Consider the following 17350-nt stretch of genomic DNA (forward strand, 5'->3'; position numbering starts at 1 on the left):
CCTCTCAGCGAGATTTTAAAAGGGCTTAATCAAGGCGCTTGAATGAAGTAATAGTTATTCTATTGCGAATTCGAGCAACGCAGAGTAAGCCCTTTTAAAACTCGCCCTAAAGGGAAAGCACCAGCCATTCTTGCACTTCGTTCTCACTATTTGAAAGGGCTTGCCATTCCTGCATAGTGACGCCTTGTGCAAAAATGGCTGGTGATTTCTGAGTGGTCACTTATTTATGCGGAATGGTATAAATTCAGGCTCAACCGCGATGCGACCTATTTCTCCTTTGGGAGTGATACGGCCCGTCGCTACTGCTTGATTGTGTTCGTCTACCACTAACACATGAAATGCAATGCTATCTTGGTGATCAAACTCGTATTCCGCTGGAATACGCCTTTGGCATATAAATACTTTTTCTCTAATTTTTTTAAGTTTGTGTTGTTCGTTTCCCCAATCGACGTTTTTTGCATAAAACGCCATATGGTCTCTCCTAGTATATGAATACCCTTGGGTATTTTAATCATCAGGGTACCAATACCCTGCATTAACCATTGTAGTGACTAATTGTGTGAAAAAAATACTACTTTCGTCTATGTTGGGATTAGTAAGGCCATAGATGGGGCGATTTATGAAGTCTGTCACTACATCTTTGTCTGCTATTGGCACTGAAAATTCTTCACCTTGGATATAAAAGGTAAAATCTTGAATATCAGAAGGTTGTGGTTCAACAAATACGGCTTTAATCCCAGGGCTTCGAATAAAATGTACGCCTGAAGTGAGTTTTTTATTAATCTCTTGATGACTAAAGTTTTGTATGTCTGCTTCGTCAAGCTCTTGTTTTGCACCACTTTGACTTAAGAACTGAGCTGTCCAACTGGAAAACTGATCGGTTTCTAATAGTTGCTGTAACATGTGTTTAAACCTTGCAACTTCTTGCTGTTTTATTTCACCACTAAAGTCACGAGGTGCGATTTCTTTATCTGTGTATCGCTCATTAAATAAGTTGTTATCTATGGCAAAGTCCGCAAGGGAAGACAGCATTTCCTGCTGAGAAGGCGCGCGAAAGCCTACTGAATAGTTTAAACATTCTTCTAAAGCGATCCCGTTGTGTGGGTGATTGGCGGGGATGTATATAATATCACCAGGGGTTAGGACTTGGTCGATAACAGCTTCAAACCCGGTAATTTGTGATAAGTCTGTATGTGGACGAATTGGCTCGAAATCTCCAGGTAAGCCTACTTGCCAGCGTCTTGAACCTTTGCCTTGGATGATAAATACATCGTATTGGTCAAGGTGTGGACCTACACCGGCATTTTTATTTGAAAAGCTCACCATCAGGTCGTCCATGCGCCAGTGCGGTATAAAATCGAAAGCTCGCATCAGTTGGTCGGCTTCGGGAATAAAGTGGTCTACCGACTGCACCAGTAAACTCCAGGCACCTAGGCAATCTTCATTCACATCTTCAAATGGTCCGTGACTCACTTGCCATTTGTTATCCGTTTGGCTGACTATTCTTGAGTCAATGGATGGATCTTGGCTTAAACCGGCTAAGTCGTTTTCATTTAAAGGATCAATAAAGTCAGTGAATCCTTGTTTAATTACTAATGGTTGTTTTTGCCAGTATTGTTTAAGGAATTGTTTTATATCAATATTATTTAACGAGTACATGTGTTTCCAAGTTGTTTTTTTTGCCTAATAGCCAATAAGTTGTTACCCAGCCCACACCTTTTACCTCAATGCCACCACGTTTATCGAACCTAAACTTCGATTTTGTGAGCTGATAGGTGGATTCTGTGGTTTGAATTCTATTACATAAACCTTGGCTTTCCATGCGTGAGGCTAAGTTAACTGCCTCTCCCCAAAGGTCATAGCTGAACTTGTTTTTTCCAATGATACCAGCAACTACTTCACCACACCCTATGCCTATCCTCAAACCTGTGTGCAAATCGTATTTTCTACATATTATTTGAAATGCATCCTGCATATCTAATGCACAGTGGCAGCACTGAATTGCATGAACAGGGCTAAGAGTCGGTAATCCCCCTGCTGCCATGTAACCGTCTCCGCTGGTTTTTATTTTTTCTAGCCCATATTTCTGAGATAAGTTATCAAAAATGCAAAACACTTCGTTTAGCAAGCCAACTAATTGTTGTGGAGACAGCTTTTTACACAGGGGAGTAAAGTCTTGAATGTCAGCAAATAAAATACTGGCTTGCTCAAAATAATCAGCGATTAATGTTGAGGAGTATTTTAATCGTTGAGCAATACTTAACGGTAAAATATTTAGTAAAAGTCTTTCTGAACGAGCTTTTTCTAGGTCTAATTTTTGCCAGCTACGATTGATATTTTTCCAAAGATGAAAGCTACATAACAAACACGAGAGTGCAAATAAACTTGAATAGGACAACTTAAATATTTGTTGTTCGAATAAATGAGGGGGATGAATTATAGAAAGGTAAAACCAAACCTCTATCCCTACAAATAATAGACATAATCCAACTAATAATATTCCCATTACAAAGCTTTCATTTTGAGCGAAAAGAAAGGGGCAAACCAAAACGGCTAATAGCAAAAAGTATTGGATATTAATATTGATTTCCCAAAGTAGGCAAGAAATGGAAATGTTTGAAACATAAACTAATATCAACAAGGCTCGTGCTAGTTTACGGGCTTGTAGGTTATTGAGCAGTGGTACAAATGTTAGCAGTATAATTGTCAAAACGGACATGATTGTTTCATGCCAACCGGATTCTTGCCAAAAATAAAAAGCGGTAGGTAGTTGTAGTAAAGATACAAAAATGACTAACATTGCGACAATATTAGTCAAGCGGGTCGGGCTAATGTTTTCTGACGATTGCGGTTCTATACCAGCATTAACCCAAGCTTTGAGGGCTGTTTTAACCATTTTTAAATCCCTTTAAAAATCGGAGTGAAAACTAAGTGTAGTTCACTCCGACAATTTGAGGATAGGGATTTAGTGTTCTATTTACTTTCTAACTGTTCAACAAACTCGATAGCTCGTCCAATGTAATTAGCTGGCGTGAGTGTTTTGAGATGGGTTTTGGCGTTATCGGGTAATGCTAAGGTATCGATAAAATCAGCCATAATTTGTTGATTGATCTTTTTACCACGAGTTAATTCTTTGAGTTTTTCATATGGCTTTTCAATACCATAACGACGCATCACTGTTTGCACTGGCTCGGCCAATAATTCCCAGTTGTTGTCTAGTTCATTTAGTAAACTTTGTTCATTAACTTCTAGTTTGCTAATGCCTTTTAGAGAGGACTGATAAGCAATAACCGAATAACCTACGCCTACGCCCAAGTTTCTCAATACTGTTGAGTCAGTTAAATCTCGTTGCCATCTAGAAACCGGTAGTTTACTAGCGAGGTGTCCAAACATAGCGTTGGCTAAACCTAAATTACCTTCTGAGTTTTCAAAATCGATAGGGTTAACTTTGTGTGGCATGGTAGACGAACCAATTTCGCCAGCTATGGTTCTTTGTTTAAAGTGACCAAGGGCAATATAGCCCCATACATCTCTATCAAAATCTAGCAAGATGGTGTTGAACCGAGCAATGGCATCAAACAACTCTGCGATGTAATCATGAGGTTCAATTTGGGTGGTAAAGGCATTCAAAGTGATACCTAGGCTATTCACAAACTCTTCTGCAAATGTGTGCCAGTCCAAGTCAGGATAAGCGCTAAGGTGTGCGTTGTAGTTACCCACAGCGCCATTTATTTTTCCTAATATTTCGACTTGTGCAATTTGGTCACGTTGACGTTGCAAACGGATCATCACATTGGCCATCTCTTTACCCATAGTGGTAGGGGAGGCTGGTTGTCCATGGGTGCGCGCCATCATAGGGACTGATTTTAGCTCTATGGCTAAACGCTTAAGCTCTGAAATTAATTTATCGCAATATGGCAAAATCACTTCATTTCGGGCTTCAGTTAACATCAGCGCATGAGATAAGTTGTTGATGTCTTCTGAGGTGCAGGCAAAGTGAATAAACTCATTTACCGCTTGAAGCTCAGGAGTGTCGGCAACTTTTTCTTTTAAAAAGTATTCTACTGCTTTCACATCGTGATTAGTGGTGCGCTCGATGTCTTTAATACGTTGAGCATCGGCCTCAGAAAAATCGCTTACTATTTTATCTAAAAAGGCATTGGCAGATGTGCTGAACGCTGGCACTTCTTGTATGTCGGTAGTGGCAGCTAGCTTTTGTAGCCAGCGCACTTCAACGATCACGCGGTATTTTAGCAAACCAAATTCGCTAAAAATGTGTCTTAACTCAACTGTTTTACTTCCATAACGACCGTCTACTGGGGAAACAGCAGTGAGTGCAGATAAGTTCATGAAATGCTCCTAATTTGGCGTGCTAATGTTATTTAAAGTGTGTTGTGCGCTAGCTACAATCTGTGATCGACTGAATAATATATGTCTACGTTTTCCACCTAGTTGCCGCCATAAAACAGCCGCGCGTATACCGGCTAATAATAGAGCTCGAACTCGGTGTTGGTTATCTGGTCGCTGTAATATTGTTGGATCACCAGCTACTTGGATTTTTCTGGCAACTGGACTCACCACATCAGTATAAATACTGGCTAAGTTACTCAACATTTGACTGTCGGTTATATCTAAATGAAGCTGTTGCCTTTGTATATTGGATATACGTTCGCCTAGCGCAGCCATAGTTTTTTTATTGCCGCTGAGTTTGCGTTCAATAGACAACAAATTTGCGATATAGCGTGTGACTTCCACGTCTTTGTTATCTGATTGACTGCTAAGCTGAGCAAGTAACGTTTGATAACCCAAAGCTAACTGATTGGTATCACCAAATACCTGCTCGGTATTCTCTGAATTAGTAATAGCGATACTATTTAGCGATGTCGCTAAAGCCGGTTTATCATATTCATTACTACGGGCGATTTGTTTCACTAAGGCGGCAGCTTGGCATAAGCCAGCTAAAGCGATGTTACTTTCATGAAATCGATGATGATTATTGTTACTCATTAACGGATATAATTCTCAATTATGCCACCACCCAAACAAATCTCGTTTTGATAGAAAACGGCAGACTGACCTGGGGTAACGGCTTTTTGTGGTTCATCGAATTTAACCAATAAACTGCCATCAGTATTAGGCGTTATTTGGCAAGGAATATCTTGTTGGCGATAACGGGTTTTCACAGTGCACTTAATGGCTTGTTGTGGACCTTTACGATCAACCCAGTGCAACTGATTAGCTAACAATCCTGTTGAGTAAAGGCGAGGGTGATTGGCTCCTTGGCCAACAATCAGTACATTACGTTCGATATCTTTATCCACAACGTACCAAGGCTCTTCGCCGTATTCTTTCATACCACCAATCAACAGACCTTTACGTTGGCCTAAGGTGTGGTACATCAAACCTTCATGTTTGCCGATAATTTTACCTTCAGCCGTTTCAATTTCACCGGGCTGTGCAGGTAAATATTGGGCTAAAAAGTCTTTAAATTTACGTTCACCAATAAAACAAATACCTGTGCTGTCTTTTTTATCATGGGTCACTAGATCTTGTTCTAAAGCAATTTCTCGTACCTTAGGTTTTTCTAAATGACCAATAGGGAAAAGAGTTTGAGCGATATGTTGCTCACCTAAGGTATATAAAAAGTAACTTTGATCTTTGTTGCCATCCAAGCCACGCAACATCTGCCAGTTGCCAGTCTCATTTGAGCGCTGCACGTAATGACCAGTGGCAATATAATCTGCATTTAATTCTTCAGCTGCAAATTCGAGAAAGGCTTTAAATTTGATTTCTTTGTTGCACATGATGTCAGGATTAGGCGTACGGCCTGCTTTATACTCTGCCAAAAAGTACTCAAATACGTTATCCCAATATTCAGCCGCAAAGTTAATGGTATGCAGAGTGATGCCTAACTTATCTGACACCGCTTGGGCATCTTTTAAGTCGTCTGCAGCAGCGCAATATTCATCATTGTCGTCTTCCTCCCAGTTCTTCATAAACAAACCTTCAACCTGATAGCCTTGTTCTTTGAGAAGATAAGCTGATACAGATGAATCAACCCCTCCAGACATGCCTACCACTACTTTAATTTGGCTGTTGTCTCGGGTGTCGTTGCTGCTTTGGGAAGTTGTTGTCATAGAATTTGAATATTAGAATTAGAGGCTGAAAAAAGGACGCGAAGTTTAGCAGTTCTTTAGCGAAAAATCATCTGGTTAATCAGGGGATTTGGGTATATGAAAGTTGTTGTTTGTTGGAGTATAGCCTTGAATATCATCATCGATGATAAAATCAGAGCAGGAGTTAACGTTTACTAACTCTCTATAGGTTTCTAATTTGAATATTTTAAAATTAAGGTGATCTGGTACTTTCGATTTAACTATCAACTAAATTAAAATCAAACCATAATTCTTTGCGATCCAGAGGTGTCTTTTCGGGTAACAAAGGATTACCCACCTCAATCACTCTTCGATTTTTCAAGTCTAAGATATCGATATATTTTGTGAAAACCTCTGCAAACAACTGCTGCAGTTCTCCTGATGCCACCATTTCTTCTAAGCCATATTCGAGGCGTTCTGCAATCCTAGGGTACTGAGGAGACACAAAAAAGTAACTTGGCGCTGGCAAATGCAGCAATATATTAGGTTCAATCACTAAATCATTAAAGAATCGCTTACGTAATTTAAGTTCTTCATAAATTTCGTGTATCCCTCTTATAGTATATGCAAAGTGTTTGTTATGAAGCATTTCAAATATTAGGTCGTAAGAATCTACGTCGACAATATTAAAATCTAACGTTTCTAATATAGAGTGAGTTGTCCAACCACGTTTTAATCCAACTGGAAGCTTTTTGAGCTGTTCCACATTAGTGATATTTTTATATTGTTCTAAATCATCTTTGTGAACCAATAATAATCTATATTTGAATATTCCTCGCCTCAAAGGGATACTGATAGGGATTGCCTTGTTTTCCCATTCGTGAGAAGTCATGGCCACAGACACATTAATAAGGTCGCCTTTTTCAAGTAACTGCAACACTCCGTGGCTAGGATAATCAGCTTTTGACCTAACAATAGTAAAAGGCCCATATTTCTCTTGGCTGATACGAAGTGCATAAATCAATAGGTTATCGAGGTACTGACCGCGTAAATCCAGACTAGAGGATCCATCTTTGATACGTATGTTGTCAGCTGCAATCCCCTGAAAACTGGTGCAATAAAGCCAAGCTAGAAAAACTGCAGAAGGTAATAATTTAATCAATGTAGCTACACTATGGATCTACTTTTTCGCTATTGTAGCAAAACACGCTGGGCTCAAAATAAAAAAGAGTTATTTCAGATAATAATAAAAACAAATAGGACCAATATGGACGCTCCCTTGTGGTTCAGCAGCCATATGTTTGTTGTCATGGTCCAACTTAATCATTTTGATATCAAAGTGACCTGACATCATCGATTTAGAATTGCCATAAAGTTAATAAGTGAATTTGGAAAAGTTAAAGCATTTACTAACGCTTAGCGCATTTCGATAACTGCTCCTGTGTAATCTACTAAATTCATCAAATAATGGGTGAACATACATGCGCAGTAAATCAAAAATATCGGCTTTGCCGATACCGCTTTGGTGGCAATTTCACTGCTTCTCTGCCATTTTTAGTAGTTAATAATTTTAGTTGTGAGCGGCCATTCTTGCTTACTTCTTTTGGCTGTTCCATATTTACAGGATAAATATGGAACAGCTTTAGCTGGTCTGAAAGGTAAAGTACAGGACGTACTTTATAAAAAAAATAACTGGTTCGAAAGGATTCGAGTCAAAAACCATCATGGAGGATGGCGCGAAGCGTGTTTTAATTTTTTATAATCAAAGTTCCTGAGAAAATTGACTGTTTTTAGCGCAAAAAAAAAGCGACCAATGAAGGTCGCTATTTTTAAAATTGATAATTAACTATTTCTCAATTTTAGTATACGGACGTTGTGCTTCACCAGTATACAACTGACGAGGACGACCAATTTTTTGTCCTGGCTGGCTTAACATTTCATGCCAATGTGATACCCAACCTACTGTACGTGCCAAGGCAAAAATACAGGTAAACATATTGGTAGGAATACCAATCGCTTTTAGGATAATACCAGAGTAAAAATCTACATTCGGGAAGAGTTTTTTCTCTGCGAAGTAGGGGTCACTTAAAGCAATGCGTTCAAGCTCCATTGCTACGTTAAGCAAAGGATCATCTATATTAAGTTCTGCTAAAACTTCATGACAACTTTCGCGCATTACCGTAGCGCGTGGATCGAAGTTTTTGTAAACCCTATGGCCAAATCCCATTAAACGGAACGGGTCATCTTTATCTTTAGCTCTAGCAATAAACTCAGGAATACGGTCAACAGTGCCAATTTCTTCAAGCATGTTCAAACAGGCTTCGTTGGCACCACCGTGAGCAGGTCCCCACAAAGATGCAACACCAGCAGCAATACATGCATAAGGGTTAGCACCAGAAGAGCCAGCCAAACGTACTGTAGAGGTTGATGCATTTTGTTCGTGATCAGCATGTAAGATAAATATTCTATCCACTGCCTTGGCAACTGCTGGTGTGATTTTGTAATCTTCAGCAGGAACAGAAAACATCATATTTAGGAAGTTTTCAGCATAACTTAACTTATTCGTAGGATAAACAAACGGCTGTCCAATGTTGTACTTGTAACACATAGCAACCAAAGTGGGCATTTTAGCCACTAAGCGATAGGCACTACGTAATCGTTGTTCTGGATCATGGATATTCAAGTCGTCATGGTAGAAAGATGCCATAGCACCTACTGTCCCACATAACATAGCCATAGGATGCGCGTCGCGTCTGAAACCTCGGAAAAAGTTATTAACTTGGTCATGAACTAAAGTATGGCGAGTAATAGTGTCTTTAAAGTCTCTGTATTCTTCAGTATTGGGGGTTTTATCATGCAAAAGCATGTAAACCACTTCAATATAATCTGCATCTCGGGCTAATTCTTCGATGGAATAACCTCTGTGCAACAGAATGCCTTTAGCACCATCAATATAAGTAATCGATGATTCACATGAGCCAGTTGCCATAAATCCAGGGTCATAGGTAAAGTACCCATTTGCGCCTAGAGACCGTATGTCTATTACATCGTGGCCTGCCGTGCCTGACAAAATCGGAAGTTCGATTTCTTTGTCACCCACTTTTAAAATGGCTTTATTGTCTGCCATATACTGTTCTCCTCAGAATCGTTTTGTGTTCGATAAACAGCATAGTCTGCTATTTACTGGGGGGGAAATTGACGCTATTTGAACTTACAATGACTTATAAAGTCAATTTTTATGCATTTCCGCTTATTAAATATTCACTTCTTTAGCTCATTCAAGCAAATAAAATTTTCGCATAGCTTGGTTAAGTTTAGTATTAGGCCTGCATTATAGGTTACTACTGCAAAAGGTAACTGTTTGTTGATGCTTATAAACCTTTAATAAAGAACAATAATTGTATTTATTCGAATGGCTGGATATACTTCTGTGGCTTAAAACACTTCAGAATGAAAAGTTTATTTTTAGTTAACTTCTCATTAACAAAGTGGCAACAAAATCAGGGATAAGAAATTCAATTTTAGCAATTTATTAACATGCAAGATGTTATAAGCCGAAATTTTTAAACCACCTACGGGTATAGAGAGCGATAAACGTGAAAAAACAAAGACCAGTTAATTTACAACTCAATACAATTAGTTTTCCTCCCGCAGCTATTACTTCCATTCTCCATCGTGTTACAGGCGTCGCAATGTTTTTTGCTTTGATGTTTGTAATCTGGGCATGGGCGACGTCTGTATCTTCTATAGAGGGATTTGCTTTTGTTCAAGAACAAATGGCGGGTCCTTTAGGTAAGTTTGTAGCTATAGGCACGATTTCTGCCTTGACTTACCATGTATTAGGCGGTGTGCGGCACATGATTATGGATCTGGGGTATTGGGAAGAGCTTCAATCAGGGGACATCAGTGCAAAAGCCATTATTGTCGCATGGATCATCTTAACCATCTTAGTAGGAGTTGTATTATGGTAACGGGTCAAGCAAGTTTAAAACGAAATGGTGTACAAGATTTTGTGACCATTCGCGCCACTGCAATCATTATGACTGCGTTTTCATTGTTCATGGGGTGGTTTTTTATCTGCACTCCAGAAGTGACCTATGCCATTTGGCATGATTTATTTTCTGGTCTAGCGATGAAAGTCTTCACGTTTCTGACTTTGGTTTCAATTATGTTTCATGTGCGTATTGGCATGTGGCAAGTCTTAACCGACTATGTAAAAGCACCGGGTTTGCGTGCGTTTATTCAATTTGTTCTTAACCTAATTGCATTTGTTTATGTAGTTGTTGGTTTATTTGTTTTGTGGGGTGTGTAAATGAGTATTCCTGTTCATGAGTATGATGCGGTCGTAATTGGTGCTGGTGGCGCGGGTATGCGCGCAGCCTTACAAATTTCAGAGTCTGGTAAATCTTGTGCTCTTTTATCAAAAGTTTTTCCTACACGTTCACACACAGTTTCTGCCCAAGGTGGTATTACAGTAGCTCTAGGTAATGCCCATGAAGATAATTGGGAATGGCACATGTACGATACGGTCAAAGGTTCTGATTATATCGGTGACCAAGACGCCATAGAATATATGTGTAAAACAGGCCCAGAAGCCATTATCGAAATGGAAAATATGGGACTACCTTTTTCACGTTTCGAAAACGGAAAAATTTATCAGCGTCCTTTCGGCGGCCAATCGCAAAATTTCGGTGGTGAGCAAGGCGCTCGTACTGCAGCCGCGGCAGATAGAACAGGTCACGCATTATTACATTTGCTATATCAGCAAAATGTTAAAAATAAGACAAAAGTATTTAGTGAGTGGTATGCACTCGATTTAGTTAAAAACCAAGATGGTGATGTTGTTGGTTGTACTGCCATTGATATCGAGTCTGGCGAAGTTGTTTATTTCAAGTCTAAAGCGGTTGTTTTAGCAACTGGTGGTGCAGGGCGTATCTATGCTTCTACCACTAATGCACATATCAACACTGGTGACGGCCTAGGCATGGCACTACGCGCTGGTGTTCCAATGCAAGATATGGAAATGTGGCAGTTTCACCCAACGGGTATTGCAGGTGCCGGTACACTGGTAACTGAAGGTTGCCGTGGTGAAGGTGGTTATCTTCTGAATAAAGACGGTGAGCGTTTTATGGAACGTTATGCGCCGAATGCTAAAGATTTAGCAGGTCGTGACGTAGTAGCCCGATCTATGATGACTGAAATTCGTGAAGGCCGTGGTTTTGACGGCCCACTAGGACCACATTGTAAGTTGAAACTTGACCATTTAGGTAAAGACGTACTTGAGTCTCGATTGCCTGGTATCTTAGAGTTATCTCGTACTTTCGCTCATGTCGATCCAGTTAAAGAGCCCATTCCCGTTATTCCAACTTGTCATTATATGATGGGTGGAGTACCGACCAATGTTGACGGACAAGCCCTGAGCATTGATGCCAACGGTAAAACATCACCTATTAAAGGCTTATTTGCTTGTGGTGAAATTGCTTGTGTATCTGTACATGGTGCCAACCGATTAGGTGGTAATTCTCTGTTAGATTTAGTGGTGTTTGGCCGTGCAACAGGCTTACATCTTGGTAAAGCGATTGATGGTATTGATGCTCGTGAAGCGTCAAGCGACGATGTTGATGCCGCTATGGTTCGCTTTAACCGCTGGGAAAATTCAACTGTAGGAAAAGGCGAAGATCCAGTACAAATTAAGAAAGATTTGCAGCAGTGTATGCAATTAAACTTCTCGGTATTCCGCGAAGGTGACTCAATGGCATCTGGCTTGAAAGAATTGGGCGATATCCGCGAAAGATTAGAAAATGCTCGTTTAGACGATAAAAGTAACGACTTTAATACTATGCGTATTGAATGTCTTGAATTAGATAATTTGATGGAAACGGCGTACACCACTGCTGTAGCCGCTAACTTCAGGACAGAGAGTCGTGGCGCTCATAGTCGTTTCGATTTCCCTGATAGAGATGATGCTAATTGGTTATGTCATTCTGTTTATTTACCTGAAACAAAATCAATGATAAAACGTGAGGTGAATATGTCACCTAAATTGCGTGAAGCCTTTCCGCCTAAAGCAAGAACGTACTAGGAGTAATGACCATGCAATTAAATTTCTCTATTTACCGTTACAACCCTGATGTTGATAACGCTCCTCGTATGCAAGACTATCAGTTGGAGGTCGAAGAAGGCCAAGACATGATGGTATTGGACGCCTTGATAGCATTAAAAGAAAAAGATCCTACTTTGTCATTTCGTCGTTCATGCCGTGAAGGTGTGTGTGGCTCTGATGGCGTCAACATGAATGGTAAAAATGGTTTAGCCTGTATCACGCCACTATCAGCACTTAAAGGGTCTAAGATAGTGGTTCGTCCATTACCTGGCATGCCAGTAGTGCGTGATTTGGTCACAGATATGACGCAATTTTATACTCAGTATGAAAAAATTAAACCGTTTCTTATTAATGATGATAATCATGCTCCAGCTCGTGAATTCTTGCAGTCGCCTGAAGAAAGGGAGAAACTAGACGGTTTGTACGAGTGTATTTTATGCGCTTGTTGTTCAAGTTCTTGTCCGTCTTTCTGGTGGAATCCCGACAAGTTTATTGGCCCTGCTGGTTTGTTGCATGCTTATCGCTTTTTAGCCGATAGCCGAGATACAGCCGCAGATGAGCGTTTAAGTGATTTAGATGATGCCTTTAGTGTGTTTAGGTGTCACGGCATCATGAATTGTGTCAGTGTTTGTCCTAAAGGATTAAACCCTACTAAAGCGATTGGTCATATTAAATCCATGCTGTTGAAACGAGCGGTATAGATTTTACCAAGAATAAAATCCCGTGTGCGTAAGCACACATAATTGCAAGTCTGATTAAAGCAAGGTACTTCAATGCAACAAAGCGTGATGAAAGCATGGTGGGACTCCTCTCACATGGCTGGTGGCAACGCTACTTATATAGAAGAAATGTATGAAGCGTATTTAGACGATGCGCAAAGCGTATCTGATGAATGGCGAGGCATTTTTGAAAATCTACCTAAACTTGATGGGGTAGAAGTTGAAAGCAAACACAGTATTGTTCGTGATCAATTTCGAGCCTTAGCAGCGCTTGGTCCTGCTGCTCGAGTTGGTTCTGGTTCCACCCAGTCAAATGTAAGTGGCGGTGACGACAAACAAGTTAAAGTTTTGCAGTTGATTAATGCCTTTCGATTTAGAGGTCATCAACATGCCAATCTTGATCCCCTAGAGTTGTGGAAACAACCAAGAGTCAGAGATCTAGAACTGTCTCACCACAACCTTACTGAGAAAGATTTTGATACCACCTACAATGTAGGTTCTTACGCTATTGGTAAAGAATCTATGCCTCTAGGTGAGTTGTTTGCATCTCTCAATCGTACCTATTGTGGCTCTATCGGTACTGAGTACATGCATATTACCGATACTGAGCAGAAGCGCTGGTTGCAGCATCACATCGAGTCGGTGCAAGCAAAGCCTGAAATCTCGCGGGAAGAAAAAATCAGTATTCTCAAAGGATTAGTGGCGGCAGACGGTATGGAAAAATACCTCGGCGCTAAATTCCCAGGTGCGAAACGTTTTTCTCTGGAAGGCGGTGATGCATTAGTACCTATGCTGAAAAGTTTGATTAATCATGCTGGCAGTAAGGGGACTAAAGAAGTTGTTATCGGCATGGCACACAGAGGGCGAATTAATACCTTAGTGAATGTATTGGGTAAAAACCCATCGGTGCTGTTTGATGAGTTTTCTGGTAAACATGACGATTCTCTAGGTGCTGGTGATGTTAAATATCACGCAGGTTATTCTTCTGATTTCGCCACACCCGGCGGTAACCTGCATTTAGCCTTAGCCTTTAACCCCTCGCATCTTGAAATTGTTAACCCTGTGGTTATTGGTTCGGTACGAGCTCGATTAGACAGGCGTGGTTGTACCGATGGTTCCTTAGTATTGCCTATTACCATTCATGGTGATTCGGCCATTGCGGGCCAAGGTGTGGTACAAGAGACCTTTAACATGTCGCAAACCCGTGGTTTCCAAGTGGGCGGCACAGTACGTATCGTGATTAATAATCAGGTGGGTTTTACCACGTCTAAAATAGAAGACGCGCGTTCAACGCAATACTGTACTGACATTGCCAAGATGGTTCAGGCGCCTATATTTCACGTGAATTCCGATGATCCTGAAGCGGTTATGTTTGTCACTAAACTGGCGTTAGATTATCGCAATCAATTTAAACGTGACGTGGTGATTGATTTAGTTTGTTATCGTCGTCACGGTCACAACGAAGCTGATGAACCGAATGCCACTCAGCCTTTGATGTATCAAAAAATTAAAGTGCATCCTGTTCCTCGTAAAATATACGCCGATCAACTTATCGCTGAAGGCAGTATTGAAGCTCACGAAGTTGAAAAATTGGTCAGTGATTATCGCGCAGCACTAGATCATGGTGCTTGTGTGGTGGAAGAATGGCGTCCAATGACTGAACATTCAGTAGATTGGTCTCCATATCTTGGACACGACTGGGACGTCAAATTTGACAGTGCCATCAGTGTTGAAAAAATTAAAGAGTTAGGTGAAAAGCTTTGTACTTTCCCAGCCGAATACGAGCTGCAATCACGTGTTGCTAAACTGTATGCAGACCGTGTATCTATGGTTAATGGCGAAAAAGCATTAGATTGGGGCATGGCTGAAAACTTAGCTTATGCTGCTATTGTAGATGGAGGTAGTCATATCCGTATGACTGGCCAAGATTCTGGTCGTGGTACTTTTTTCCATCGCCATGCAGTGCTGCACAACCAAACTGATGGTTCTGCCTATATGCCTTTAGCTAATTTACATGCTGACCAAGGAAAAATGGAAATATATGATTCTGTTTTATCTGAAGCTGCAGTGCTAGCCTTTGAGTTTGGATACGCCACAGCGGAACCTGGTACTTTAACTATTTGGGAAGCCCAATTTGGTGACTTTGCAAATGGTGCGCAAGTAGTAATAGATCAGTTCTTAAGCTCTGGCGAAGCCAAATGGGGACGTTTATGTGGATTAACCATGTTGTTACCTCATGGTTACGAAGGACAAGGGCCGGAGCATAGTTCAGCTAGGTTAGAACGTTTCTTACAGATGTGTGCTGATCATAATTGGCAAGTATGTATCCCTTCAACGCCTGCTCAAGTATTTAATATGTTACGTCGTCAAGCGCTACGTCCTATGCGTAAACCGCTGATTGTTATGTCACCTAAATCTTTGTTACGTCATCCATTGGCTGTTTCTAGCATTGAAGAGTTATCTGAGGGTGTGTTCCATAATGTTATCGATGAAATTGATGATATTGACCCAAGCAAAGTTAAACGTGTGGTGATGTGTTCAGGTAAAGTTTATTACGACTTGTTAGAGCAGCGTCGTAAAAATGAACAACTTGACGTGGCGATTATTCGTATCGAACAACTTTATCCTTTCCCCCATGAGGAAATTGGTAAAGTAGTCAGTAAATTTAAACACGTTAAAGATTGGGTCTGGTGTCAAGAAGAACCACAAAATCAAGGTGCTTGGTATTGTAGCCAACATCATTTTTGGTCTTCATTACCTGTTCCAGCTACATTAACTTATGCCGGTCGAAAAGCCTCTGCTTCTCCTGCGGTAGGCTATATTTCAGTTCACAACCAACAGCAAAAAGACTTGGTTGATGATGCATTAACAATTAAATAAGGAACCAGTATGACAATAGAAATAAAAGTACCGGTATTGCCTGAATCAGTGGCAGATGCATCCATCGCTACCTGGCACGTAAAGGTAGGCGACAAAGTTAGTCGCGATCAAAATCTTGTAGATATTGAAACAGATAAAGTAGTGTTAGAAGTTGTTGCTCCTGCAGACGGAGTCGTAAGCGAGATCTTTCAAGCTGAAGGCGAAACTGTGTTAGGCGAACAAACTATTGCTAATTTTGAGGAAGGTGAGGGCGCAGCAACTGCAGCTCCAGCTCAAACCAGTGAAAAATCAAATCAACCATCCGGTAATAAAGGTGAGTCAGTGGAAATTAAGGTACCTGTTCTGCCAGAATCAGTGGCAGATGCAACAATTGCAACTTGGCATGTAAAGCCAGGTGAAGCCATTTCTCGTGATCAGAATTTAGTTGATATCGAGACCGATAAAGTTGTGTTGGAAGTTGTGGCACCAGCAGACGGTTCGCTAAGTGAAATTTTAGCTCCGGAAGGCGAAACTGTAACGGGTGAGCAAGTCATTGCTAATTTTGTTGCAGGTAGTGGTGCCAGTGCAGCTCCTGCAGCTCCAGCGGCCGAAGCATCGTCTGAAGAAAATGATGCTCTTAGCCCTTCAGTACGTAGATTGTTAGCTGAAAAAGGCTTAGATGCTTCTAATATCAAAGGTACAGGCAAAGGTGGTCGAGTTACTAAAGAAGACGTTGAAAAGTCTTTGCAAGCGCCAGCAGCTAAACCAGCAGCATCTTCAGAAACGGCACCTGTTGTTGCTTTAGGTAACCGTACTGAAAAACGTGTGCCTATGACACGTTTGCGTAAAACCATTGCTACTCGTTTGCTAGAAGCGAAAAATAGCACGGCTATGTTGACTACTTTTAACGAAGTAAACATGAAACCAATCATGGACTTGCGTAAACAGTATCAAGAAAGTTTTGAAAAACGTCACGGTATTCGTCTTGGTTTTATGTCTTTCTATGTGAAAGCTGTGACTGAAGCACTTAAACGCTTTCCAGAAGTGAATGCCTCTATCGATGGTGATGATATTTGTTATCACAACTATTTCGATATATCTATTGCTGTATCCACTCCTCGCGGATTGGTGACGCCAGTGCTTAAAGACACTGATTCATTAGGTATGGCAGGAATTGAAGGCGGTATCAGAGCACTAGCACTTAAAGGCCGTGATGGTAAATTGACCATGGCTGAGATGCAGGGCGGTAATTTCACTATTACTAATGGCGGAGTGTTTGGTTCGTTGTTGTCGACACCTATTTTAAACCTTCCACAAAGTGCTATTTTGGGTATGCATAAAATCCAAGATCGACCTATGGCAGTGAACGGAAAAGTAGAAATTTTGCCAATGATGTATTTAGCATTGTCTTATGATCACCGCATTATCGATGGTAAAGAGTCTGTTGGCTTTTTAGTAACTATCAAAGAAATGTTAGAAGATCCAACACGTCTATTATTAGATGTGTAACTAATCGAGGCGGGTGAGGAAATCCTCGCCTGCGTCTTAGTCGTTACTTTTAAGTTGACGGCTTT

At 40.7% G+C, this 17350-nt stretch carries 14 protein-coding genes; 6 read left to right on the plus strand and 8 right to left on the minus strand.

Translation table 11 applies throughout. From position 1 onward, the window contains the following. Window positions 1–216 precede the first annotated feature (216 nt). The 8 genes from GARC_RS04885 to GARC_RS04920 all read right to left on the minus strand — a co-directional run bounded on the left by GARC_RS04885 (window position 217) and on the right by GARC_RS04920 (window position 9222). On the minus strand, window positions 217–471 hold the full coding sequence (locus GARC_RS04885; protein ID WP_007617380.1) for a GNAT family N-acetyltransferase: 255 nt from the start codon (window positions 469–471) through the stop codon (window positions 217–219). A 36-nt stretch (window positions 472–507) separates the two neighbouring features. Continuing rightward, on the minus strand, window positions 508–1659 hold the full coding sequence (locus GARC_RS04890; protein WP_007617381.1) for a cupin domain-containing protein: 1152 nt from the start codon (window positions 1657–1659) through the stop codon (window positions 508–510). Beyond that, on the minus strand, window positions 1643–2896 hold the full coding sequence (locus GARC_RS04895) for an adenylate/guanylate cyclase domain-containing protein (RefSeq protein WP_007617382.1): 1254 nt from the start codon (window positions 2894–2896) through the stop codon (window positions 1643–1645). Before GARC_RS04895 ends, GARC_RS04890 begins: the two co-directional genes overlap by 17 nt. 77 nt (window positions 2897–2973) lie before the next feature. Further along, window positions 2974–4350, minus strand: a complete 1377-nt coding sequence (gene purB / locus GARC_RS04900) for an adenylosuccinate lyase (RefSeq protein ID WP_007617383.1) — start codon at window positions 4348–4350, stop codon at window positions 2974–2976. A gap of 9 nt (window positions 4351–4359) precedes the next feature. Next, window positions 4360–5007: a high frequency lysogenization protein HflD gene (hflD, locus tag GARC_RS04905; protein ID WP_007617384.1), complete on the minus strand. Its 648-nt coding sequence runs from the start codon at window positions 5005–5007 to the stop codon at window positions 4360–4362. Beyond that, the gene (gene mnmA / locus GARC_RS04910; RefSeq protein ID WP_007617385.1) at window positions 5007–6137 is read right to left on the minus strand and encodes a tRNA 2-thiouridine(34) synthase MnmA; all 1131 of its coding nucleotides are present in this window, start codon (window positions 6135–6137) and stop codon (window positions 5007–5009) included. Before mnmA ends, hflD begins: the two co-directional genes overlap by 1 nt. Window positions 6138–6372: 235 nt before the next feature. Continuing rightward, on the minus strand, window positions 6373–7257 hold the full coding sequence (locus tag GARC_RS04915) for a type 2 periplasmic-binding domain-containing protein (RefSeq protein ID WP_007617386.1): 885 nt from the start codon (window positions 7255–7257) through the stop codon (window positions 6373–6375). 684 nt (window positions 7258–7941) lie between these two features. Further along, window positions 7942–9222, minus strand: coding sequence for a citrate synthase (locus GARC_RS04920; protein WP_007617389.1), 1281 nt, complete (start codon window positions 9220–9222; stop codon window positions 7942–7944). Between the two features lie 469 nt (window positions 9223–9691). Between GARC_RS04920 and sdhC the strand changes: the two genes are divergently transcribed. The 6 genes from sdhC (at window position 9692) to odhB (ending at window position 17285) form a co-directional block, all read left to right on the plus strand. Then, on the plus strand, window positions 9692–10066 hold the full coding sequence (gene sdhC / locus GARC_RS04925; RefSeq protein ID WP_039988791.1) for a succinate dehydrogenase, cytochrome b556 subunit: 375 nt from the start codon (window positions 9692–9694) through the stop codon (window positions 10064–10066). Further along, complete coding sequence (gene sdhD / locus GARC_RS04930; RefSeq protein ID WP_007617392.1) at window positions 10060–10407, plus strand: succinate dehydrogenase, hydrophobic membrane anchor protein; 348 nt, start codon at window positions 10060–10062, stop codon at window positions 10405–10407. The genes sdhC and sdhD overlap by 7 nt, the downstream gene beginning before the upstream one ends. Beyond that, window positions 10408–12177: a succinate dehydrogenase flavoprotein subunit gene (gene sdhA / locus GARC_RS04935; RefSeq protein ID WP_007617394.1), complete on the plus strand. Its 1770-nt coding sequence runs from the start codon at window positions 10408–10410 to the stop codon at window positions 12175–12177. It begins immediately after the preceding gene. Window positions 12178–12188: 11 nt separating this feature from the next. Continuing rightward, window positions 12189–12899 (plus strand): succinate dehydrogenase iron-sulfur subunit, encoded by a 711-nt coding sequence (locus GARC_RS04940; protein ID WP_007617396.1) that lies wholly within the window; start codon window positions 12189–12191, stop codon window positions 12897–12899. A gap of 72 nt (window positions 12900–12971) precedes the next feature. Beyond that, the gene (locus GARC_RS04945; protein ID WP_007617397.1) at window positions 12972–15797 is read left to right on the plus strand and encodes a 2-oxoglutarate dehydrogenase E1 component; all 2826 of its coding nucleotides are present in this window, start codon (window positions 12972–12974) and stop codon (window positions 15795–15797) included. Between the two features lie 9 nt (window positions 15798–15806). Beyond that, on the plus strand, window positions 15807–17285 hold the full coding sequence (gene odhB / locus GARC_RS04950) for a 2-oxoglutarate dehydrogenase complex dihydrolipoyllysine-residue succinyltransferase (protein WP_007617398.1): 1479 nt from the start codon (window positions 15807–15809) through the stop codon (window positions 17283–17285). Window positions 17286–17350 lie beyond the last annotated feature (65 nt).

Origin of the sequence: Paraglaciecola arctica BSs20135, assembly GCF_000314995.1 — a bacterium.
Taxonomy (GTDB): Bacteria; Pseudomonadota; Gammaproteobacteria; order Enterobacterales; family Alteromonadaceae; genus Paraglaciecola; species Paraglaciecola arctica.

Coding starts and splice junctions, on each gene's coding strand:
- odhB (WP_007617398.1), top strand. CDS start 15,807: ATGACAATAGAAATAAAAGTACCGGTATTGCCTGAATCAGTGGCAGAT.
- sdhA (WP_007617394.1), top strand. CDS start 10,408: ATGAGTATTCCTGTTCATGAGTATGATGCGGTCGTAATTGGTGCTGGT.
- GARC_RS04895 (WP_007617382.1), bottom strand. CDS start 2,896: ATGGTTAAAACAGCCCTCAAAGCTTGGGTTAATGCTGGTATAGAACCG.
- hflD (WP_007617384.1), bottom strand. CDS start 5,007: ATGAGTAACAATAATCATCATCGATTTCATGAAAGTAACATCGCTTTA.
- GARC_RS04940 (WP_007617396.1), top strand. CDS start 12,189: ATGCAATTAAATTTCTCTATTTACCGTTACAACCCTGATGTTGATAAC.
- purB (WP_007617383.1), bottom strand. CDS start 4,350: ATGAACTTATCTGCACTCACTGCTGTTTCCCCAGTAGACGGTCGTTAT.
- GARC_RS04945 (WP_007617397.1), top strand. CDS start 12,972: ATGCAACAAAGCGTGATGAAAGCATGGTGGGACTCCTCTCACATGGCT.
- GARC_RS04920 (WP_007617389.1), bottom strand. CDS start 9,222: ATGGCAGACAATAAAGCCATTTTAAAAGTGGGTGACAAAGAAATCGAA.
- GARC_RS04885 (WP_007617380.1), bottom strand. CDS start 471: ATGGCGTTTTATGCAAAAAACGTCGATTGGGGAAACGAACAACACAAA.
- GARC_RS04890 (WP_007617381.1), bottom strand. CDS start 1,659: ATGTACTCGTTAAATAATATTGATATAAAACAATTCCTTAAACAATAC.
- mnmA (WP_007617385.1), bottom strand. CDS start 6,137: ATGACAACAACTTCCCAAAGCAGCAACGACACCCGAGACAACAGCCAA.
- sdhD (WP_007617392.1), top strand. CDS start 10,060: ATGGTAACGGGTCAAGCAAGTTTAAAACGAAATGGTGTACAAGATTTT.